The sequence below is a fragment of the Streptomyces sp. CBMA291 genome (genome assembly GCF_014596525.1).
Taxonomy (GTDB): domain Bacteria; phylum Actinomycetota; class Actinomycetes; order Streptomycetales; family Streptomycetaceae; genus Streptomyces.
This window is the reverse complement of record NZ_MSJP01000053.1, coordinates 12,848-34,324: the sequence shown is the minus strand read 5'-3', so window position 1 is coordinate 34,324 and position 21,477 is coordinate 12,848. Positions and strand designations below refer to the sequence as shown.

Sequence of the window (21,477 nt, the reverse complement as noted above, 5' to 3'; positions counted from 1 at the left end):
CTGCCGCCACCGACGCCACACCCACCCTTCCGGAACGGACCCACGGATGACCACCACGCAACGCCCCGACTCCCCGCGCGCCGCCACGGCCGCGGACATCGACGCGGTCGTCCGCACCCTGACCACGGCCTTCTTCCACGACCCGCTGTGGGGCCCGGTCTTTCCCGACACCGAGCGGCGCGCCGTCCAGGCCTCGGCCATGTGGCGGCTGTTCGCGAGGTCGGCCCTGCGCTACCACTGGCTGCTCGTCAGCGAGAACGCCGAGGCCGCGGCCGTGTGGATTCCGCCGGGCGGAGAGGAACTGACGCCCGAGGAAGCGCGTGACCTCGGGCACCTCCTGCGCAGGACCGCCGGACAGGACGTGGCCGAGGCCGTTCTGACGATGGGCGACCGGTTCGCGGCCGCGCGACCGAGGCAGCCGCACTTCTACCTCACCCTCCTCGGCGTTCACGACCTCCACCGGGGCAAGGGCCTCGGCATGACCCTGCTGGCCCGGAGCCTCGACCGCATCGACGCCCTCGGTGCCCCCGCCTACCTGGAGTCGTCCAACCCGGCGAACCTGCGGCGGTACGAGCGTCTCGGCTTCACCGCCCTGGACGAGGTCGTCGTCGCCACCGGTCACGTCGTCACCACCATGTGGCGTCGGGGCGCGGCTCCCGGCCCGGAGGACGCCCGCTGACCGCCGCCGCGCCGTCGGCCGGCGGGCCGTGGGGTCCGCCCGGAAACCGCCGTGGCCGCTCGGGCGCGGGCTGCGGGACCCGGGCGGTGGTCCCGCGGCCCGCCGGCTTCCGGGCGGACCCCGCCGCGCGGAGGCCTCCCGCGCGGCGGGGTCCGCCCGGAGGCGAGGGGCTATCCCTCCGCGAGCAGCGTGACCAGCGAGGCGCGGGCACGGGAGACCCGGGACCGTATCGTCCCGACCGGGCAGCCGAGGGCCCGCGCCGCCTCCTCGTACGAGAGACCGGAAAGCCGGGTCAGGACGAAGGCCTCCCGGCGGTCGGCCGGGATCGCCGCGAGCAGCTCGGCGAGTGCGACGCCGTCCTCGAAGCCGGGCAGCCCCCGGGGCTGTGTCCGCTCCGCGGCCGTCTGCCAGTCGTCCCGGTCGGAGAGCCGGGGCCGGGCCGCCGCGTGCCGCAGGCTGTCCACCACCGTCCGGCGGGCGATGGAGAGCAGCCAGGTGCGGGCGGAGGAACGCCCCTCGAAACGGGGCAGCGCGATCAACGCGCGCAGGAACACCTCCTGGGTGAGATCGTCGGCCGCCTGACGGTCGGCGCTCAGATGGGCCACATAACGCCGTACGTCGGGGTGCAGGGCACGGACGAACAGCTCGGTGCGGGCGGGTTCGCCGTCCCGCGCGGCCAGCGCGAGCCGGGTCGCCACGGCGTCGCTCAGGGCTGTGGGCCGGGTGGTGCGCGCCGCGCGCGTGCGCGGCTTCACGGGGGTCGGGTGGGCAAGGGTGGAGTGGGCAGGAGTCATCGCCGCATGTCCTCACGGGTCCTGGCGGAGTTCTGACGGATCGGGGAGGAGCCGTCAGACCGGGAGGACCACGGGTGGGAACCGTACGGGCGAGGAGCAGACGCCGGGGCACGCGCGCGTACCCCGGCCGGACCGGCCGCACACCCGGTACGCCGGTCACGGGCCGGGCCGCGAAAAGCAGCCGCAGCGGGCGGGACAGCCGGGCGGGGGCGGCCCGCAGCAGCCGGAAGAAGGCCCGCTCGCCGTAGGCCAGCCACACCCCGGCGAGCAGGGCGGCGAGCAGATGGGCGACCGGCATGCCGAATGTGGCGACGGCGGTGCCCAGGAGACCTGCGTGGCCCATGGGGTGGGAGGCGCCTGAGGGGTCCGAGGGGCTGAGGGGGGTGGAGGAGTTCATGGCGGCCATGTGGCCCATATGGCCCAGGTGAGCCAGGTGATCCATGGCGCTCATGGAACCTGTGGGACTCGGGGCACTCATGGCCTTCATGTGGCCCATGTGGCCCATGTGGCCCATGTGGCCCACGTGGCTCATGTGATCCATGGGGCTCATGCCCGGCATCCCGGCCATGCCCGGGGAGCCCGCGTCCCCGGAGGGCATCCCGAGGGCCGCCGGTAATCGGCGGTCCGCCGCCGACTGGGCCCAGGAGAAGAACGCGTGCAGCGCCGACTGGAAGGCGACGGAGGCGGTGGTCACGGCGAGCCGTCCGCGCTCGCGTCCGCCGAGGGACCAGCCGCCCGCCGTGACCGCCGCGAAGGCCGTCACGAGCGCCGGGACCGGCACCGGGCGCCCCGACATCAGGATGTGCCCGGTGGCCGCGAGCAGCACGCAGACGCTCCCGAACAGCGCGGCACGCGCCGTTCGGGAACACCTGCCTGGTCTCATGGCGCGCCCATCCTCGCACTCTCCCCGAGGGAGTCGTACGGACCGGCCGTGGAGTTCCCGACGGGTCCGTACGACTCCTCCGCCGGGCCGCGCGCGGCCCGGCGGCCGGCCCGCGAAGGTGAGAGGCTCGGCCGAGGGACCCGTACAGCCGGAAACGAGAGACCCGATGACAACGCCCCCGACGCCCCCCACGCCCCCGTCACTCCCCACGCCCCCGGAACCTCCGGCTCCGCCCACGCCTTCAGCGCCTCCAGCACACCCCGCACACCCCGCACCCCCGACGCCCATGGACACCGTCACCCTGGAACGGCGGATCGAGGCCCCTCCCGAGACAGTCTTCGGGTTCCTCGCCGACCGGGTGAAGTGGCTGTCCTGGATGGGGGAGGACGGTGTCTTCTCCTTCGCCCCCGGCGGCTCCTACCGCGTCCGGCTCCCCGGTGACGCCGTCGCCTCCGGCGATTTCACCGCCGTCGAACCGCCCCGGCGGATCGCCTTCAGCTGGGGCTGGGAGTCGGGCCCCGTGGCGGTGCCACCCGGCGGCAGCACGGTGGAGATCACCCTCGCGCCCGCCCCGGACGGCACCCTGCTCCGGCTGGTCCACAGCGGTCTGCCCACCCCGGAAGCCTGCGAGGCGCACGCCGAGAGCTGGCAGCACTACGTGGACCGGCTCGCCTCCCGCGCCGAGGGAGCCGACCCCGGCCCTGACCCCTGGACCCGTCAGCCCCGGGGCTGACCCCTGCGCCGTGAGCCCGGCACGACCCACAAGACGGGCCTCAAGGCCGCAGACCGAGGCGGAGGTAGGCGGCGAGGTCCGCGCGGGGTGCCTTGCGGACGAGGTGCCGGATCGCCTGCATGGACTCCCAGGCCGAGATCTGTGCCAGCGAGCCGCCCCACGAGCCCCCGAGGCCGTCCCAGAGATAGGCGCTGAACCCCAGCTGGGGCGAGCCCGCCCGTCTCCGTTCCTCCTCGTGCGCCGCTAGCGCCCGGACGAAGAACCGTTCCGCCTCGGCCGGGGGCAGCACCGTACGGATGATCCGCAGATACGGCGTGACCAGCGACGCGACTTCGGGCGACTCCCCGTGCGGGACGAACACGTCGCTGGGGACGGGAGAGACGGTGGGGGAGACGGGGGAGGGCGGAGGGGTGGGCTCGCAGGCGTGAGTCATGCAACCTATCGATACGTCATCTCATCGCAGGAGCCGCCGTGGCGCGCCCACGGACCGCCCGGTTCGCCCCACGGTGTCCGGCCTCCTGGCGGCCGGTGCCGACCCGGGGCACACGGGAGCGCCGACGTACGGAACCGCAGGCGCACGGGGCCGGGTACGCCCGGAACCACGGGCGTACGGGGCCGCGTACGCCCGGAAGCAGGTACACACGGAGCCCCGTACACACGGGATGACAGGCCTACGGGAAGAGACGCACGGGCCGAGAGGCCTACGGGATGAGAGACACACGGGCCGAGAGGCATACGGACCAGAGGCGTGCGGGGGCGCGGGCCTACGGGATCACAGCGGCACGATCGTCGTCTCGGTCGCCTTCACGCTGGTCCACACAGGCACACCGTCGGCGAGGCCGAGTTCCGCCGCCGCCTGCGGGGTGATCTCGGCGACCAGATCGGGGGCCAGGTCCGAGCTGACGAGGACCCGCAGCCTGCTGCCGCCGGCGGTGATCTCCCGTACGGTGCCGGGCCAGACGTTGCGGGGGCTGCCGCCGGGCCGCTCCCGGTGGAGGGCTACCGCCTCCGGCGCGACGATCGCCAGGGCCGGGGTCCCGGCGGGCGGCGGCTCCGCCGCGACCAGCGTGCCGCCCCCGTCGAGCGCGAGCCCCTCCGGGGTCGCCGTGCCCGGCCAGGCGTTGCGGCCCAGCATCCGGGCCACCCACGGCGACCGGGGGTGCCGGGTGACCTCGGCGGGCGAGTCGTCCTGGACGGCGCGCCCCTCGTCGAGCACCAGCACGCGCTGGGCGAGGGACACCGCTTCCACCGGGTCGTGGGTGACGATGAGGCAGACGCCGCCGAACCCGGCCAGGTGCGTGCGCAGGGTGTGCCGTACGCGGGCACGGGTCGTCTGGTCGAGCGCGGCGAGCGGTTCGTCCAGGAGCAGCAGCCGGGGCCGGGCGGCCAGCGCCCGTGCCAGGGCGACGCGTTGGGCCTGGCCGCCGGAGAGCTGCGAGGGGCGGCGGTGCGCCAGATGGCCGACGCCGAGCCGGTCGAGCCAGGTCCGGGCCTCCCGGCGGGCCTCGGCCCGTCCGACGCCCTGCGCCCGCAGCCCGTACGCGGTGTTGGCGAGGGCGCTCAGATGCGGGAAGAGCGCGCCGTCCTGCGGCACCCAGGCGACGTGTCTGCGGTACGGGGGCAGGGCGGTGACGTCGGTGTCGCCGAGCCGGAGCGTGGCGTGGGCCCGGGGGGTGAGCCCGAGGAGGGCGCGCAGCAGGGTGGTCTTGCCCGCGCCGTTGGGGCCGACGACGGCGATCGTGGTGCCGGGTTCGGCGTCCAGGACGAGCCGGGTGAAGCCGCCGACCTCCGCGTGCAGTGCCCAGCGCCGGTCCTCCGGCACCGCGCCGACGCTCCCCGGCTCGGGCGCGGGCCCGTCCGGTGGGCCCTCGGGTGCGGGCCGGGCGCGGCGGGTGACCGGGGTGCCGGTCCAGCGCCCCCGGAGTGCGATCAGGACGCCCATCGCGATGGCGAGGAGCAGCAGGGAGACGGAGGTGGCGGCCTCCGGTTCCTCCTGGAGCAGCAGATAGACCCGTAGGGGCAGGGTCTGGGTGGTCCCGGGCAGGTTCCCGGCGAAGGTGATGGTGGCGCCGAACTCGCCGAGCGCGCGCGCCCAGGTGAGGGCCGCGCCCGCGGCGAGTCCCGGGGCGACCATGGGCAGGGTGACGGTGAGGAACACGCGTACGGGGGAGGCGCCTAGGGAGGCGGCCGTCTCCTCGTAGCGGGGCCGCAGTCCGCCCAGGGCGCCTTCCAGGCTGATGACCAGGAACGGCATGGCGACGAAGGTGGCGGCGACGACGGCGCCTGAGGTGTGGAAGGGCAGGGTGACGCCGAAGGTGCGTTCCAGCCAGGGGCCGAGGAGGCCGCGCCGTCCGAAGGCGAGCAGCAGTGCCACGCCGCCGACCGTCGGCGGCAGCACCATGGGGAGCAGGATCAGGGAGCGGACGAGCGCCTTGCCGGGGAAGGACACGCGGGCGAGCAGCCAGGCGAGGGGGACGCCGAGCAGCAGCGAGAGCCCCAGGGCCCAGAAGGACACCAGGAGGGAGAGCCGTAGCGCTTCGACGGTGGCGGGGGAGCCGAGGTGACCGGCGAGTTCGGCCCACCGGGTCCGTACGAGGACGCCGACCAGGGGCAGGGCGAGGAACGCCACGGCGAGGAGCGCGGGCACGACGAGCGCGACGGGCGGGCGGGCTCCGGGCGTACGGCGGACGCCTGGTCGTTTCATCTGCTGCCCCGGAGAGGTAGGGAGGGAGGGTCGGTCCTGCGGGAGGCCCGCAGGAGGCAGGGAACCAGATGGGGGCGCCGGGTTCCCGTACCGCCTCCGGCATCGGACCGGACCGGCCCTCGGGTCACGGCTTCTGGAAGCCCGCGTCCTGGAGGATCTTCTGCGCCTCGGGCGAGGAGAGCCAGGCGACGAAGGCGGCGGCCGCCTCGGCGTGCGCGGATTCCTTGACGGTGGCGGCGGGGTACTCGGCGACGGCGTTCTGTGCGTCGGGGATCGCGACGGCGTCGACCTTGTCCTTGGCGCTCTCGGCGTCGGTCTCGTAGACGAGACCGGCGTCGGCTTCGCCCAGCTCGACCTTGCTGAGGACGGCGCGGACGCTGGGCTCCTCGGAGACCGGTTTCACGGCGATGTGCTGGGCGTCGAGGATCTTCCGGCTGTACTTGCCCGCAGGGACCTCGGGCGCGGCGAGGACGACCTTGAGCTTGGTGTCGGCGAGGTCCTTCAGTGCGTCGACCTTGAACGGGTTGCCCTTGGCGGTGGCGATGACGAGCCGGTTCCTGGCGATGACCGTCGGGGTGCCGGTGTCGGCCTTGACCTTGTCCATGCTCTTGGTGTCGGCGGTGACCAGGGCGTCGGCGGGGGAGCCCTGGGCGATCTGCGCGACGAGTTCCTGGGAGCCGGCGAAGGAGAAAGTGATCTTCGTGCCGGGGTGGGACTTCTCGTAGGCGGCCCCGGCGGTCTCGAACACATCGGTGAGGGAAGCCGCCGCGAGCACCGTGAGCTGCGCCTTGGGCGCGGAGCCGGTGGTGCCCTTCGTGCTGTCGTCCTTGGCGTCGTCGTTCCCGCAGGCGGCGAGCGGGACGAGGAGGGCGGCGGTCAGAACGGCGGCGGCGGTACGGCGTCCGGCCGGGGCGAGGGACATGGGGGTCGACTCCTTGGGGACGAGGGAGGAGGCACGCGCCGGGGCGCACTCCCCCGACCTTCGCATGTGCGACACCGTAGGCGGATAAGGCTCTTATCTGCAAGAAGCCCAGGGCGGTCGCCCTGGTGAATGAGAGGGAATGAGGGAGGGGAGGGAGGGGAGGGAGGGGTGCGGGCCCGGCGTACGGGTGGGTTCCGCCCGACGTGGTGCCGGACGGAGCCCACCCGTACGCGGTGCCCGGGGTCTCAGCGCGCCGTCTCGCGTCGGAAGGCCGCGCGGGACCAGAAGTAGCCGAGGAGGGTGAGGCCCGTGCACCAGGCCAGGGCGGTGATGCCGTCGGTGCCGATTTCCGTGCCCAGGAGCAGTCCGCGCAGGGTCTCGTTGATCGAGGTGAAGGGCTGGTACTCGGCGAACCAGCGCAGGGCCGTCGGCATGGAGTCCGGGGTGACGACCGCGCTGCCCAGGAACGGCAGGAACGTCAGCGGGAGCGGGGCGTTGCTCGCGGATTCGACCGTCTTGGCGCCCATGCCCATCGCGGCGGACAGCCAGGCCATGCCGAAGGCCAGGAAGAGGAGCAGACCGAGGGCCGCGAGCCATTCGACGGGGGTCGCCGAAGGGCGGAAGCCGATCGCGAGGGCCACGCCGGTGACCAGGACGAGGACCGCCGCGACCTGGATGACGCTGCCGAGGACATGGCCGGTGAGGATCGCGCCCCGGGAGATCGACATCGTACGGAAGCGCTTCACGATCCCTTCCGTCATGTCGCTGCACACGGACACCGCCGTCGCGACGGCGCCCGAGGTCGCGGACATCACGATGATGCCGGGCACCAGGTAGTCGACGTAGTCGCCGCCCACCGCGATGCCGTCGCCGATCGCGCCGCCGAAGACGTACACGAAGAGGAGCAGCATCAGCAGGGGCATCACGATGATCGAGATCGTCATCGACGGATAGCGCTGCATGTGCCGGAGGTTGCGGCGCAGCATCGTCATCGCGTCGCGCAGGGCGTACGAGCGGGTGGCGGCTCGCGCCGGGACGGTGGTGCTCATCGGTCCGACTCCTTCGAAGCGCTGGGAACGGTGGGTACGGCGTGCACGGCGGGGGCGGGCCGGGCGTGGCCGGTGAGCGTGAGGAAGACGTCGTCGAGGTCCGGCGTGTGCACGGTGAGCGACTCGGCCTCGACCCCGGTGGTGTCGAGGACGTCCAGGACGGCGCGGAGCCCCGCGATCGATCCGTCGCCGGGGATCTGGAGGGTCAGCGACTCGTCGTCGCGGGTGGCGACGCCGAAGATTCCGGCGGCTGCGGAGAGCCGGGCCTCGTCGGCGAACCGGAGGAGGACATGGCCGCCCGGGATCAGTCGCTTCAACTCCCTTGCGGTGCCCTGGGCGACGATCCCTCCGTGGTCGAGTACCGCGATGTGGTCGGCCAGTTGGTCGGCCTCCTCCAGATACTGCGTGGTGAGGAAGATGGTCACGCCCTGCTCCGTGACCAGGTTCCGGATCAGCTCCCACATCACCCGGCGGCTGCGCGGGTCGAGACCGGTGGTCGGCTCGTCGAGAAAGATGATCCGGGGGTCGCCGACCAGGGTCATCGCCAGGTCGAGCTTGCGGCGCATGCCGCCGGAGAAGGCCGCGACGTTCGTCCGGGCGGCCTCGGTCAGTTCGAACCGCTCCAGGAGCCCGGCCGCGCGCCGTCGGCCTTCGGCGCGCGGGAGATGGTGCAGGTCGGCCATGAGGAGCAGGTTCTCCTCTGCGGTCAGGAGACCGTCAACCGCAGCGAACTGCCCGGTGACGCCGATGAGTCGACGTACTGCGCCGGGGTCCTTCGTCATGTCGTGGCCGCCGACGCGGACTTCGCCCGCGTCGGGCGCGATCAGGGTGGAGAGGATCTCCACCGTGGTGGTCTTGCCCGCCCCGTTGGGGCCGAGGAGGGCGAAGACGGTGCCCTCGGGGATCCGCAGGTCGATGCCGTCCAGCACCACCTTGTCGCCGTACGACTTGCGCAGTCCGCGCGCGGAGATCGCGACGGCACGGGTGGCGGTGGCCGCCGTGGACACGGAATTCATGAGTGCGGGCCCTTTCGGAGGGGTGAACGTGCGGGAGTGCGTACGTACGCCGGAGTGGCCGCCGGTGCGGGGTACGGGGTACGGGGTACGGGGTACGGGGGCGCGGGGTGGGGCGGTGCGGGCTCGTGAAGGGGGGAGTGGAAAGGGGGGCCCGGCGGGCCCTGGCCGGAGCGGTGGCCCCGGCCGGAGCGGTGGGCTCGGGCGGGGCGCTGTCGCGGTACCGGGCCGGGCCGTGCCGGGCGCGCCGGAATGGGCTGGGCGTGCCGCGCCGGGTCTCATGCCGGGTGCGGCGAAGGGCGCGGGGGCGCGGGCCGTCAGGGGTCAGGAAGCCCACGGGGCACGCGGCAAGGTCGATCGGCGGGGGCCGTCGGATCAGGCGGGAGCCATGCGGCTCGACAGGGGATACGGAGTATCAGGACCTCGGCCACCAGGCTGCCGGGCTGTTGGACCGCTGGGCCCACCAGGTCACCGGGCTGCTGGACCGCTGGGCCCCATCAGGTCGCCAGGTCGCCAGGTCGCCAGGTCGCCAGGTCATCGGGTCGCGAGGTCGTTGGGTCACCGGGCTGTGGGACTACTGGGCCCACCAGGTCACCAGCCCCCTGGCCGTCAGGCCCTTGAGGGCGTCAGGTCATCGGGCCACCAGGCCGGGCAGGCCACCAGGGACACCAGGGCCATCGAGGCCATCAAGGCCACCAAGGTCATCGGATCATCGCTTCAAGTCGGCCTCTCAGGCCCGTGCAAGTCGGCCTTCAGGCCCGGCGGATCACGATGTCGCCCACGCTCGTGCGGCCCCGGACCTCGGCCGTCTCGGTGGACTGCCCCGGGCCGTCCGCCGGTCCCAGTTCGTTGCGGACGCGGCCCATCTTGGAGCGGACGTCGAGCCAGGCCGCCGTTCCCTCGGCGATGCCGACCTCGAGACCGCCCACGGAGGAGTCCAGGGTGATCTTGCCTCGGACCACCTCGTCGACGCGGATGGCGCCACTGGCCGTCTTGGCGGTGACCGAGGACTCCGCGCGGATGACGGTGATGGGGCCGTTCGACGAGTTCACCCGCAGCTCGCCGGTGATCTCGCCGATGACGGTCTCGCCGTTGAGGTTCTTGACCGTGGCGTCGCCGCCGATCCGGCCGACCCGGACCCGGCCCGAGCCCTGGATGTCGGCCTCGCCCGCGACGCCGTCCACCATGATGTCGCCGTGCGGGGTCTTCAGCCGTACGCTCGCGGCCTCCTCCAGATGGATGTGACCGGTGGCGGTCGTGAGCCGGCAGTCGCCGAACCGGCCCTCCGCGATCAGGTCGCCCAGACCCGAGGTGCCGGTCAGGTCCGACCCGGCGGGCAGGTGGACGGTGACGTCGATCAGCCCGTACTTGCCGAACGGGGGGCGCTTCCGGGGGCCCTTGACGAGGAGTTCGCGGCCCGTGCAGGTGACCTTGGTCTCCTCGGCTGCCTGGATGTCCAGCTTCCTCGCGGGGTCGCTCGGTGCCACGTCGACCACGGTGTCGGTGCGCTCGCCCGCGATGACCCGGATCCTGCCGATCCCGATCTCGACGGTGGCGGAGAGGGGCTCGGGAGTGTCGAAAGTAGGCATGACGGTGCCGTCCCTTGGATGAGTGAAGGTGAGGTGCCTGGATACGACGGTGATGACCGGTGATCACCGGCCGTGCCGCTGCCGCTGGTGGAGCGGCTAGCGGACCCAGCCGGTGAAGCCCTGGCCCGCCGTCGTGCTCTTCGTGCTCGCCGTGCCGCTCCGGCCCCGCTCCGTCGTGGACTCAAGGGCGGTGGCCACCGCCCGTACCAGCCAGGCGTTGATCGAGAGGCCCTCGCGGCTCGCGGCCTCCTCGACGCGCAGCTTGAGCTGGGCAGGGGGCCGGAAGCTGATACGGGTGGGGGTGCCCTCCTCGGCTTCCACGGGGGCCGGGGCCGGGGTCCGCGCGGGGGCAGGGTCCGCCTCGGCGAAGGAGTCGGCGGCCGGCGGCGGGGTGACCACGAACTCGGGGTCGAGACCACGCAGTCGTACGTCGACCGAACCGGGCGCGAGATCGCGGGTGACCTCGTTCATCGCGTCCGACAGGGCGCCGAGCAGGGTCAGCCGGATCGCCGATTCGAGCGGGCCGGTGAGCCGCTCGGCCAGGAGACGGGCTTCCTCTCCGCCAGCCTCGGCTGCCACGCCGAGTTCATGGCGAAGACTGTCAACGTACGGGGTGAGGTCCATGGCTCAAGAATGACACCACGATGGCGCCATGGCAAGAGGAATGGCGCCAGGGAGTGCCGGGGGGGTGTCGGAGGGTGCCAGGGGGTGGCCGTAGCGGTGCCATTTGGGGGAGAGTGGGGGCTTTCCGGAGGTGGCGCCATGCTGGCCGCCTTGGTGTCATGGTGACCACTGTGGCGCCATAGGGGTCACCATGGCGTCAGAGCGGCCCGTACGGACTCACCCGACGTGGACGTGCGGCCGGAGCGACCGGTCCGGCTCCGCCTCGCGCAGGACCTCGCGGGTGACGGGGGCGATCTCGCCCTGGCCGAAGAGGAAGAAGCGGAGGAAGTTGGCGAAGGGGTTGCCCTCGGTCCACTCGAAGTAGATGTGCGGCTGGGCGCCGGTGAGGTCCCGGGCGTGCAGCAGCAGGGCCGCGAGCGCGTTCGGGACCGAGGACGACTCCACCGTGAGGACGCGATAGCGCTCGTGCAGTACCTCGCCCCGTACGGTGAGACCCGCCTCGAACTCCGAGGGGTCGGTGACGGTCACCTCGACGAAGACGAGGTCCTCCACGGCCGTGAGGCCGTTGTCGACGCGGATCTGCTCGATCTTGTCGCGGTACTCGGCGGCGTCCCGCATGCCCGGTTCGTTGGCGATGAACCTCGGCGTACGGCGGGAGACGTCCTGGATGAACCGCTCGGCCAGGGCGTCCAGCTCGACATGGGTGACCCGCAGCTCGAAGGCGCGTCCGAGGCGGGAGAGCAGGGAGATGAGGATGATGCCGGCGATGAAGCAGGCGCCGATCTTCACACCGTCCGGACGCTCGATCACATTGACGACGGTGGTGTAGAGGAAGACGGCCGAGATCGCGGCGAAGCCCACGGCCCAGCGGCGCTGTCCGGCCTTGCGGGAGGCGATGGTGACGGCGATGGCGGCCGAGCAGATCAGCACGAGGACACCGGTGGCGTACGCCCCGCCCTGCGCGTCCACGTCGGCGTCGAAGATCCAGGTCACCAGGAAGGCGACCAGGGTGAAGACGAGGACCATGGGCCGGACGGCGCGGGCCCAGTGCGGGGCCATGCCGTACTTCGGCAGGTAGCGGGGCATCAGGTTGAGGAGCCCCGCCATGGCGGACGCGCCCGCGAACCAGAGGATGGCGATGGTGGCGACGTCGTAGACGGTGCCGAAGGTGTTGCCCAGGTAGATGTGGGACAGATAGGCCAGCGCGCGCCCGTTGGCCTGCCCGCCGGAGCGGAACTCCTCCGCCGGGATGAGGACGGTGGTGATGAAGCTCGTGCAGATCAGGAACACGCTCATGATCAACGCGGCGGTCGTCAGCAGCTTCTTGGTGTCCCGGATCCGCCCGGTGGGCCGCGCCTCGGTGTCGTCGGGGTCGCCCTTGACGTGCGGCATCACGGCGACGCCGGTCTCGAAACCGGACAGGCCGAGCGCCAGTTTGGGGAAGACGAGCAGGGCCACGCCGACCATGGCGAAGACATTGCCGTGCTCCGCCGTCAGCGCGGCGGTCCAGTCGGTGACGACATGGCCCTCGGTGAGGACGTGCCAGAGGCCGGTGACCACGACGACCGCGTTCAGGGCGAGATAACCGCCGACGAGGGCGACGGCCACGCCGATCGCCTCCAGGAAACCCTTCAGGAAGACGGCGCCGAGCAGGGCGATCAGGACCATGGTGATCAGCATCTGCTTGTCCCGCAGGGCGTCCGCCAGATGCGGGTTCTCCACCAGGTGGGTGGAGGCGTCGGCGGCGGACAGGGTGATCGTGATGAGGAAGTCCGTCGCGGCGAAGCCCAGCAGGGTGAGGACGAACAGCTTGCCCTTCCAGAAGGACAGCAGCCGCGACAGCATCGCGATCGACCCCTCGCCGTGCGGGCTCTCCTCGGCCACCCGCCGGTAGACCGGCAGCGCGCCGACGAGCGTCACGAGGACGAGGACGATCGTGGCGACGGGGGAGAGGAGCCCGGCGGCCAGCGCGGCGATGCCCGGCTGATAACCGAGGGTCGAGAAGTAGTCGACGCCCGTCAGACACATCACCCGCCACCAGCGCTGACCGTGACGCCCGGCGTCCGGGTCGGGCTCGGCGGGCCGGGAGGGCCTGCCCTTGCCCATGTCGGAGAGCCCCTCCAGCATCCACGCGCGCAATCGCCCGGAGCGCGTACGCGTGTCGTGTGTGGCGGCCATGGGGTGCTCCTGGGTGCTGCTCGGCAAGGACTTCGGCAAGGGATTCCGGCAAGGGAATTTCGGCCATCGAACGGATGGCCGAGTCAGCCTAAGCAGCCCTGAAGGCACCGATCCGGCCCCCGGCGTCAGGGAAGCGTCAAGATCCCCCCGACGGACGTCGGATGCCTCACACCCGCAGGTCCGTACAGGTCGGGGGCCGGTGCCGGAGCCGCCGCTCAGGGCCGGTAGACGAGCTCCAGGAGTACGGCGGAGATGAGCAGCCAGGCCCCGGCGCCGAGCAGCCATATGCTCTCGGCCACCGCCCCGAGCCCACTGCCGGCGACGGCGCCCAGGGCGAGCACCGTCGAGACACGGCGCACCCGACGATCGGCACGCATCCGTCCTGCGAGTCGGCTCATGGGGTGACTGTAGGGCGTGCGGGGCAGGTCCGGGTGGAGGCGGGGTGAAGTCCTCTCTCCTCCGGCCCGACGGGCGGGGCGCACACGGCCGGTTCGCTCCATGCCGTGACGGTGTCCATGCGAGACTTCCCGGCATGAGCCCCCGCCGTGCCGGACGTAGAGCCCTGCTGGTCACAGGAACACTGTCGGCCGTACTCGTCCTTGCGGCCTGCGATTCCGGCGGGGGAGCCGAGTCCGCCGGAGACGTCACGAACTTCGTGACCAGCCGGGAGAGCGGAATCGCCACCGTCCCCGAGAACAGGCGAGTGGCGGCCGGGAAGCTGGCGGGCGAGACGCTGCACGGCGAGCGGTGGGACGTCGCCGACCTCAAGGGGAAGGTCGTCGTGCTGAACGTCTGGGGGTCCTGGTGTCCGCCGTGCCGGGCGGAGGCCCCGCACTTCGCCAAGGTCGCCCGGGAACTCAAGCCGAACGGCGTGGAGTTCGTCGGGATCGACACCCGGGACTTCGACAGGCAGCCCGCGGTGGCCTTCGAGGAGGAGGCCGGGATCTCGTACCCGAGTCTCTACGACCCCTACGGCAAGCTGATCCTCCACGGATTCCCCAAGGGCACCCTGCTCCCCAACGGCATCCCCTCGACGGTCGTGCTGGACCGCGAGGGCCGGATCGCCGCGCGGGCGCTCCAGGCGCTCGACGAGGAGAAGCTCCGTTTCCTGGTCGATCTGGTGGCCGCCGAGAAGTGACCCCGGCCGACCGTCGCCGCCGACGGTCGATCCAGGGCACGCCGCCGCACCTCGCCCGCCCCGCCGCGCACCCCGCCGGGAGAGCCGGGGCGCCCTCCCGGCGGCCCACGGCCACGTAGTCCCTCTGCCCGCCCCAGGGTCACGCCGCGCCGACGGTCCACCCATCGGCTCGTGGACGCTCCCCCCTGCCCCTGCCCCTGCCCCGGCTCGCGGAACCTCTCCCGTCCGCCCCCCACGCTCGCCTTTCCCGGATATATGCGCTAGAACATAGCTACCAAGACCGGAGGATCCGGTTCCCGGAAGGAGAGACCCGTCATGCGCGAGCACGGTCCGACCGCCGCCGCCCCCTGCTGCACCCCCTCGTCCGGGCGGGGGGCGCCCGTCCTCGCGACGCCCCTTCCGGCGCCGTCGGCGCCCGGTTCCCCGCAGGGGTCCGCGCCCGTCACGGACGGCATGGTGCTGCTGTCCGGTGGCGAGTTCCTGATGGGGGCGGAGGACGCCGAGGGGTTCCCGTCCGACGGTGAGGGGCCGGTGCGCGCGGTACGGCTCGAACCGTTCCGCATGGACGTCCACGCCGTCACCAACGAGCGGTTCGCCGCCTTCGTCGACGCTACCGGTCACGTCACCGACGCCGAGCGGTTCGGCTGGTCGTACGTCTTCGCCGGGTTCCTGCCCGCCGCCCTGCGCAAGGGGGCCGGGCGTCCCGAGCGGACGCCGTGGTGGTGCGGGGTGGACGGAGCCGCCTGGAACCGCCCCGAGGGCCCGGGAAGCGGTCTCGACGGGCGAGCCGACCACCCCGTGGTCCACGTGTCCTGGAACGATGCCGCCGCCTACGCCTCCTGGGCAGGGAAGCGGCTGCCGACCGAGGCGGAGTGGGAGTACGCGGCCCGAGGCGGTCTTGAGGGCCGGCGCTACCCGTGGGGCGACGAGCTGGACCCGGACGGCACCTACCGCTGCGACATCTGGCGCGGCACCTTCCCGTCGAAGAACACGGCGGCGGACGGCTACCGGGGCACCGCCCCCGTCGACGCCTTCGAGCCCAACGGGTACGGCCTGTACAACATGGCGGGCAACGTCTGGGAGTGGTGCGCCGACTGGTGGGCCACCGACCACCCCGCCACCCGCCCCCTGGTGGACCCGCGCGGACCCGCCACCGGCCGCGACAAGGTCATCAAGGGCGGCTCCCACATGTGCCACCGCTCCTACTGCAACCGCTACCGTGTGGCCGCGCGCAGTGCCAACACCCCCGACAGCACCAGCGGCCACGCGGGCTTCCGCTGCGTCGCCTCCGCATGACGGGACCGTACGGCGCGCGACATCGGGATGAACCCCAGGTTCATAAGTACCAACGAACATAGGTAGCGCTGATGCAACTCGACTACGTGATCCTCGGAGTGCTCACCCTGCGCCGTCTGTCCGGCTACGACCTGCGTCGCTGGATGGCCGGCCCCGGCCGCTTCATCGGATACGACGTCCAGTTGCCGCAGATCTACCGCAAGCTCGCCCGGCTCGTCGAGGACGGCAAGGTCACCTTCGACATCGACCCGCGCGAGGGCAGGCCCGACGCCAAGGTGTACCGGCTCACCGAGGAGGGCCGTCAGGCCTTCCTCGCCTGGGCCCGCTCGCCCTTCGAGCCCTCCCCCCGCCCCCGGGACCCCGAGTTCACCCTGCGCTTCGTCTTCGCCGGTCAGGTCAGCCCCGAGATCGCCCTCGACATCGTGAACACCGAACTGGCCTACCGCGTCGCCCAGCGCCCCGCCGTGCCCTCCCTGCCCTTCCCCGACAAGTACGAACCCCAGATCCCCGAACTCGACGAGGTCTGGATCGAAGAGGTCCACACCATGGCCCACGAGCGGGGCTACAGCCACGGAGCCTCGTACATCGCCTGGCTCGAACTCGTCAAGGCCCGTCTGGAGAGGCGCCTCGGCGTCCGCTGAGCCGCCCGCGCCCCGGCCACCGCCGAGCCCGCCACCCGCGTGCCCGGCCACCGCCACCCCGCGGCCCCGCGCTCCCCGGCCACCGCCGAGCCGCCGCCCTCCACCCGCCTCCGGCTTCGAGTCATCCGGAAACGACCGGTCGCCCGGCCTCCCCGCCGAGCCGCACCGGTGAAGTCCCCTGCCCGAAACCCGTATCACCGGAGCCTCGGAGTCGCCATGCGCATCATCTACGTCGACGTGGACACCCTCCGCGCCGACCACACCACCCCCTACGGCTACCACCGCCCCACCACCCCGAACTTGCAGAAGCTCGCCGACAAGTCGGTCACCTTCGACCGCTACTACTGCTCGGACTCGCCCTGCCTGCCCTCTCGTACGGCCCTCACCAGCGGCCAGTTCGGCATCACCAACGGGGTCATCGGGCACTTCGGGGCCGCCGCGCAGTTCCGGCTCGACTCCGGACACGGCCCCGAGCCCGACCGCCCGCTCCTCGGCCAGTTCCTCGGCTGGGGCGGCCACTACACCGCCGCCGTCTCCGTCTTCGCCGAGCGCCACCGCGCGTACTTCTTCCACGGCAACTTCCGCGAGTCCATCCGCGCCACCGACCGCCTCGGCGACGAAGCGGCCGAGGACGTCAACCGCGCGGCCGTCGACTGGCTCAAGCGCCACGCCGACGAGGACGACTGGTATCTGCACCTCACCTACTGGGACCCGCACACCAACTACGTCCAGCCCGTCGAGTGGACCGAGAAGATGGCGGCCTCGGGACCCGTCCAGGAGTGGCCCGACGAGGAGACCATCGCCTCCCACGCCGAGATCTACGGCCCGCGCAGCGCCCTCGACCTGCACTACTCCCTGGTGGGCGGCGGCCGTTCACCCGTCCCGCACAACATGCCCGACGCCATCCGCTCCCGCGCCGACTTCGAGCACCTGATCAACGGCTACGACGGGGCGATCCACTACTGGGACCACCACTTCGGCCGCCTCATGGAAGCCCTGGAGGAACTGGGCATCGCGGAGGACACCGCCGTCATCGTCAGCGCCGACCACGGCGAATCCTTCGGCGAGCAGGGCTCGTACGCGGAACACGGCCTGGCCAACGAGCCCACCCACCGGGTGCCGCTCATCATGTACTGGCCCGGCGTCACCGACCGACTCCCCGAGGAGGCACGCCGCAACGACGCCCTCCTGTACCACATCGACCTCGCCCCCACCCTCTGCGACCTGCTGGAACTCGGCCCCGCCCCGGCGGGCTGGCAGGGCGAGTCCTTCGCCCCCGCCGTCCGCGGCGATGTCATCGAGTCCCGCCCCTACCTCGTCCTCGGCCACGGCGCGCACACCTACCAGCGGGCCGTCCGCACCCGCGACCACCTCTACGTCCGCACCTACCACCCCGGCTCCTTCCGCGCCGAGTGGGAACAGCTCTTCCACGTCACCGAAGACCCCCACCTGACCCGGGACCTGCTCGCCGAAGAGCCGGAACTCGCCGCCACCATGCGCTCCCACCTGGCCGAATGGCTGCACGAGTACGCCGGGAAGCCGGGCTGCCTGCCCGACCCCATGCAGGCCACCCTCCAGACCGGGCCCACGTACTACTCCGATCCCGTGCACTACGCCCGGCACCTCAGGGAGACCGGCCGCGCCCATCTCGCCGAGGACCTCGAAGCCCGGCTCGCGCATCTGAACATCCCGGTCTCCTGGCACGCCCCCGACCGCCCCCGCACGGTCGAACTCGCGGCCCGCTGGGCGGCCCTCCTCCAGACCCGCGACGAACGCGTGGTCGAGAAGGGCTGACCCGCCCCCGCCCGACCCGGCGAAAAGCCGCCCGGACCCAGCACGAGACCGCGCGTTTCCAGCACGAGACCGCCCGGACCGAGCACGAGACCGCGCGGACCCAGCACAGCCCCGCGCCGAACCACCGCAAGAGAGGTGCCCCATGTCCTCCCGCCCCAACTTCGTGATCTTCATGCCGGACCAGCTGCGCGCCGACGCCGTCGGCGCCTTCGGCAACCCGCACGTCAGCACCCCGCACATCGACGCCCTCGCCGCCGGCGGGACCCGCTTCACCAACGCGTTCGTCCAGCACCCGGTGTGCTCGCCCAGCCGCGCGTCCATCCTCACCGGCTGGTACCCGCACACCGCGGGCCACCGCACCCTCACCCATCTGCTCAAGGAACACGAGCCGAACCTGCTGCGCATCCTCAAGGACTCCGGCTACCACGTGGCCTGGGCGGGCTACCGGGGCGACACCTTCGCCCCCGGCGTCACCGAGGCCAGCGCCCACGAGTACGGCTTCGCCACCCCGCCGAACGTCTTCCAGGAGAAGGACTACCCCGACGGCGTCTGGTCCCGGCTCTTCTACCGGGGCGAGGTGTCGGGCGAGGGACGGATCGACCACGACGAGGCGGCGACCCGCAGCGCGGAGCGGTGGCTCGCCGATCCGCCCGAGCAGCCGTGGGTGCTCTTCGTCCCGATGGTCGCACCGCACTGCCCCTTCCAGGCGGAGGAGCCCTGGTTCTCGCAGTGCGACCGGGACGAGATGCCCGACCCCACGCCCCCCGGCGACCCGGCGCGCGAACCCCGCTACATGGCGGCCATCCGCGAGCGGTACGGCCTCGGGGAGGTCACCCCCGAGCAGTGGCGCGAGGTCAAGGCCACCTACTACGGCATGATCGCCCGGCTCGACGACCAGCTCGGCCGGGTGATGAGCGCGGTCTCCGCCGCCGGGGCGGCCGACGACACCGTGACCCTCTTCTTCGCCGACCACGGCGAATACCTCGGCGACCACGGCCTGATCGAGAAGTGGCCCTCGGCCATGCACGACTCCATCACCCGCGATCCCCTGATCATCAGCGGCGCGGGCTTCGCGGGCGGCGGGGTCTGCGATTCCATGGTGGAGATGATCGACGTCCTGCCCACCATCCTCGAACTCGCCGGAGCCGAGGCGCCCCACCGGCACTTCGGCCGCAGCCTGACCCCGCTCCTGGCCGACCCGTCCGCCGAGCACCGCCGGTACGCCTTCACCGAGGGCGGCTTCACCGTGGAGGAGGAACCGCAGCTGGAGCGCCCCTCGTTCCCGTACGACCGCAAGGGCGACCTCCAGCACGAGGACCCGACCCTGGTGGGCAAGGCCGTCGCCGTACGGGACCGCGAGTGGACGTACGTCTGGCGGCTCTACGAGGCGCCCGAGCTTTACCACCGGGCGAGCGACCCGGGGGAGCGGGTCAACCTCGCGGGTCTCGGCGAGCACGCCGAGGTCGAGCAGCGGCTGCGCGACGCCCTGCTGCGCTGGATGGTGGAGACCGCCGACGTCATACCGGCCGACCCGGACCCGCGCCTGCCCCGGGTGGACCTGCCCGGGACCGGCACCCGCTAGCGGCACCGGTACCCGCACGAGCGCCCGCCCCTGGAGGAAGACTCCGGGGGCGGGCGCTCGTGCGGGCTTTGAGGAAAGGGCCCTTGGGGAAGAGGGTCGCGGGGGAGAGGGCCGTGGGAGAGAGGGCCGCTCAGGCGCCCGTCGCGCGGGCCGCCGCACGGCCCGCCTGGCGGCCGGTGAACAGACAGCCGCCGAGGAAGGTGCCCTCCAGGGCGTTGTAGCCGTGCGCGCCTCCGCCGCCGAAGCCCGCCACCTCGCCCGCCGCGTACAGCCCCTCGACGGGCCGCCCGTCCCGGCCGAGGGCCCGGGAGTCCAGGTCGGTCTGGATGCCGCCGAGGGTCTTGCGGGTCAGGACGTGCAGCTTCACCCCGATGAGGGGACCGGCGGCCGGGTCGAGGATCCGGTGCGGGGCGGCGGCGCGGCCGAGCCGGTCGCCGAGATAGCGGCGGGCGTTGCGGATGCCCTGGACCTGGGCGTCCTTGGCGAAGGGGTGGGAGATCTGGAGGTCACGCGCCTCGATCTGACGCCGGATCTCCACCGGGTCGAGCAGCGGCTCCTCGGTGAGCCGGTTCATCCCGGCGACGAGCCGTTCCAGAGTGTCCGCCACCACGAAGTCCTCGCCGTGCCGCTTGAACGCCTCCACGGGGGCGGGCGCGCCCTTGCCGACGAGCCGGGAGCGGAGGAAGGCGGCGCGGTCCTTGCCGGTGATGTCGGGGTTCTGCTCCGACCCCGACAGGGCGAACTCCTTCTCGATGATCTTCTGGGTGACGATGAACCACGAGTGGTCGTGCGGGGCGAGATCGGGTGTCGTACGCAGATGGCGCAGGGTGCCCAGGGTGTCGTAGCCGGGCAGACAGGGCACGGGGAGGCGCCTGCCCAAGGCGTCGAACCAGAGCGGGGACGGGCCGGGCAGGACGCGGATGCCGTGGCCGGGCCAGATCGGGTCCCAGTTCCGCAGCCCCTCGGTGTAGTGCCACATGCGGTCGCTGTTGACCAGACGCGCGCCCGCCGCCGCGCTGATGTCGAGCATCCGTCCGTCGACATAGGCGGGGACGCCCGTGACCATCCGGGTGGGCGGGGTCCCGAGGCGGTCGGGCCAGTGGCGGCGCACGAGGTCGTGGGCGGCGCCGATGCCGCCGCTGGCGACGACGACCGCCTGCGCGGTGAGCGTGAACTCGCCGGTCACCTCCCGGTTGGTGGCCACGCCGCGCGGGGAGTGGTCCTCGGCGAGCAGTGCGCCCCGTACGCCCGTGACGGCGCCGTCCGTCACGAGGAGTTCGTCGACGCGGTGGCGGTGGTGGAAGACGAGCCGGCCCGCGGCCGCCGCCTCCCGGGCGCTGTGCGCGAAGGGGGCGACGACACCGGGGCCGGTGCCCCAGGTGACGTGGAAACGGGGGACGGAGTTGCCGTGTCCGTCGGCGCGCAGGTCCCCGCGCTCGGCCCAGCCGACGGTGGGCAGGAAGGAGAGGCCGTGGCCGGTGAGCCAGGAGCGTTTCTCCCCGGCGGCGAACTCGACGTAGGCGCGGGCCCATTGGACCGCCAGGGCGTCCTCGTCGTCGAGCCGGTCGAACCCGGCGCTGCCCCGCCAGTCGCTCCAGGCGAGGGCGAGGGAGTCCCGGACGCCCATGCGGCGCTGTTCGGGGGAGTCGACGAGGAAGAGCCCGCCGAACGACCAGTGGGCCTGGCCGCCGAGGTCCGCCGGGCCTTCCTGGTCGACGAGGGCGACGCGCCGCCCCCGTGAGGTGAGTTCGTGCGCGGCGACCAGGCCCGCGAGCCCGGCTCCGACGACGATGACGTCGGCGTCCATGGAACGTGTCTCCTTCGTGACGTCCGCCGCCGGAGAGGGGCGGAGCGCGGG

The 21,477-nt window shown here is 72.6% G+C and carries 18 protein-coding genes; 7 read left to right on the top strand and 11 right to left on the bottom strand.

Annotated features, from left to right (window positions below):
• The first annotated feature begins 46 nt into the window (after positions 1 to 46).
• A complete protein-coding gene (locus BU197_RS13980; RefSeq protein WP_188268584.1) occupies positions 47 to 679 on the top strand; it encodes a GNAT family N-acetyltransferase in 633 nt (210 codons plus the stop codon).
• A 170-nt stretch (positions 680 to 849) separates the two neighbouring features.
• Here BU197_RS13980 and BU197_RS13975 read toward each other — a convergent pair whose 3' ends face one another.
• Entirely contained in the window at positions 850 to 1,473 is a 624-nt protein-coding gene (locus tag BU197_RS13975; RefSeq protein WP_188268583.1) for a sigma-70 family RNA polymerase sigma factor, read from the bottom strand.
• 1,169 nt (positions 1,474 to 2,642) lie between these two features.
• Between BU197_RS13975 and BU197_RS13970 the strand changes: the two genes are divergently transcribed.
• Positions 2,643 to 3,089 carry an SRPBCC family protein gene (locus BU197_RS13970; RefSeq protein WP_188268582.1) on the top strand — a complete coding sequence of 149 codons (447 nt, stop codon included), beginning with the start codon at positions 2,643 to 2,645 and terminating at the stop codon, positions 3,087 to 3,089.
• 40 nt (positions 3,090 to 3,129) lie between these two features.
• Here BU197_RS13970 and BU197_RS13965 read toward each other — a convergent pair whose 3' ends face one another.
• From BU197_RS13965 to BU197_RS13925, 9 genes are all read right to left on the bottom strand, one after another.
• Positions 3,130 to 3,522: a hypothetical protein gene (locus BU197_RS13965; RefSeq protein ID WP_188268581.1), complete on the bottom strand. Its 393-nt coding sequence runs from the start codon at positions 3,520 to 3,522 to the stop codon at positions 3,130 to 3,132.
• Positions 3,523 to 3,861: 339 nt separating this feature from the next.
• Positions 3,862 to 5,793 (bottom strand): ABC transporter permease, encoded by a 1,932-nt coding sequence (locus BU197_RS13960; RefSeq protein ID WP_188268580.1) that lies wholly within the window; start codon positions 5,791 to 5,793, stop codon positions 3,862 to 3,864.
• Between the two features lie 124 nt (positions 5,794 to 5,917).
• Entirely contained in the window at positions 5,918 to 6,715 is a 798-nt protein-coding gene (gene modA, locus BU197_RS13955; protein WP_188268742.1) for a molybdate ABC transporter substrate-binding protein, read from the bottom strand.
• A 245-nt stretch (positions 6,716 to 6,960) separates the two neighbouring features.
• Positions 6,961 to 7,764 carry an ABC transporter permease gene (locus BU197_RS13950; protein ID WP_188268579.1) on the bottom strand — a complete coding sequence of 268 codons (804 nt, stop codon included), beginning with the start codon at positions 7,762 to 7,764 and terminating at the stop codon, positions 6,961 to 6,963.
• Complete coding sequence (locus tag BU197_RS13945) at positions 7,761 to 8,780, bottom strand: ATP-binding cassette domain-containing protein (protein ID WP_188268578.1); 1,020 nt, start codon at positions 8,778 to 8,780, stop codon at positions 7,761 to 7,763. Before BU197_RS13945 ends, BU197_RS13950 begins: the two co-directional genes overlap by 4 nt.
• 749 nt (positions 8,781 to 9,529) lie before the next feature.
• Positions 9,530 to 10,366: a DUF4097 family beta strand repeat-containing protein gene (locus tag BU197_RS13940; protein ID WP_188268577.1), complete on the bottom strand. Its 837-nt coding sequence runs from the start codon at positions 10,364 to 10,366 to the stop codon at positions 9,530 to 9,532.
• A gap of 96 nt (positions 10,367 to 10,462) precedes the next feature.
• Positions 10,463 to 10,990, bottom strand: coding sequence for a hypothetical protein (locus BU197_RS13935; RefSeq protein WP_188268576.1), 528 nt, complete (start codon positions 10,988 to 10,990; stop codon positions 10,463 to 10,465).
• Positions 10,991 to 11,206: 216 nt separating this feature from the next.
• On the bottom strand, positions 11,207 to 13,168 hold the full coding sequence (locus BU197_RS13930) for an amino acid transporter (RefSeq protein WP_188268575.1): 1,962 nt from the start codon (positions 13,166 to 13,168) through the stop codon (positions 11,207 to 11,209).
• Positions 13,169 to 13,383: 215 nt separating this feature from the next.
• Complete coding sequence (locus BU197_RS13925; RefSeq protein WP_188268751.1) at positions 13,384 to 13,566, bottom strand: hypothetical protein; 183 nt, start codon at positions 13,564 to 13,566, stop codon at positions 13,384 to 13,386.
• A 134-nt stretch (positions 13,567 to 13,700) separates the two neighbouring features.
• Between BU197_RS13925 and BU197_RS13920 the strand changes: the two genes are divergently transcribed.
• From BU197_RS13920 to BU197_RS13900, 5 genes are all read left to right on the top strand, one after another.
• Positions 13,701 to 14,306: a TlpA disulfide reductase family protein gene (locus BU197_RS13920; protein ID WP_188268574.1), complete on the top strand. Its 606-nt coding sequence runs from the start codon at positions 13,701 to 13,703 to the stop codon at positions 14,304 to 14,306.
• A 315-nt stretch (positions 14,307 to 14,621) separates the two neighbouring features.
• On the top strand, positions 14,622 to 15,602 hold the full coding sequence (locus BU197_RS13915; RefSeq protein WP_188268573.1) for a formylglycine-generating enzyme family protein: 981 nt from the start codon (positions 14,622 to 14,624) through the stop codon (positions 15,600 to 15,602).
• Positions 15,603 to 15,673: 71 nt separating this feature from the next.
• Positions 15,674 to 16,243, top strand: a complete 570-nt coding sequence (locus BU197_RS13910; RefSeq protein ID WP_188268572.1) for a PadR family transcriptional regulator — start codon at positions 15,674 to 15,676, stop codon at positions 16,241 to 16,243.
• Between the two features lie 216 nt (positions 16,244 to 16,459).
• A complete protein-coding gene (locus BU197_RS13905) occupies positions 16,460 to 18,037 on the top strand; it encodes a sulfatase (RefSeq protein ID WP_188268571.1) in 1,578 nt (525 codons plus the stop codon).
• Positions 18,038 to 18,179: 142 nt separating this feature from the next.
• Complete coding sequence (locus BU197_RS13900) at positions 18,180 to 19,619, top strand: sulfatase-like hydrolase/transferase (protein ID WP_188268570.1); 1,440 nt, start codon at positions 18,180 to 18,182, stop codon at positions 19,617 to 19,619.
• Between the two features lie 130 nt (positions 19,620 to 19,749).
• Here BU197_RS13900 and BU197_RS13895 read toward each other — a convergent pair whose 3' ends face one another.
• Positions 19,750 to 21,426 carry an FAD-binding dehydrogenase gene (locus tag BU197_RS13895; RefSeq protein WP_188268569.1) on the bottom strand — a complete coding sequence of 559 codons (1,677 nt, stop codon included), beginning with the start codon at positions 21,424 to 21,426 and terminating at the stop codon, positions 19,750 to 19,752.
• Between the last annotated feature and the right edge of the window lie 51 nt (positions 21,427 to 21,477).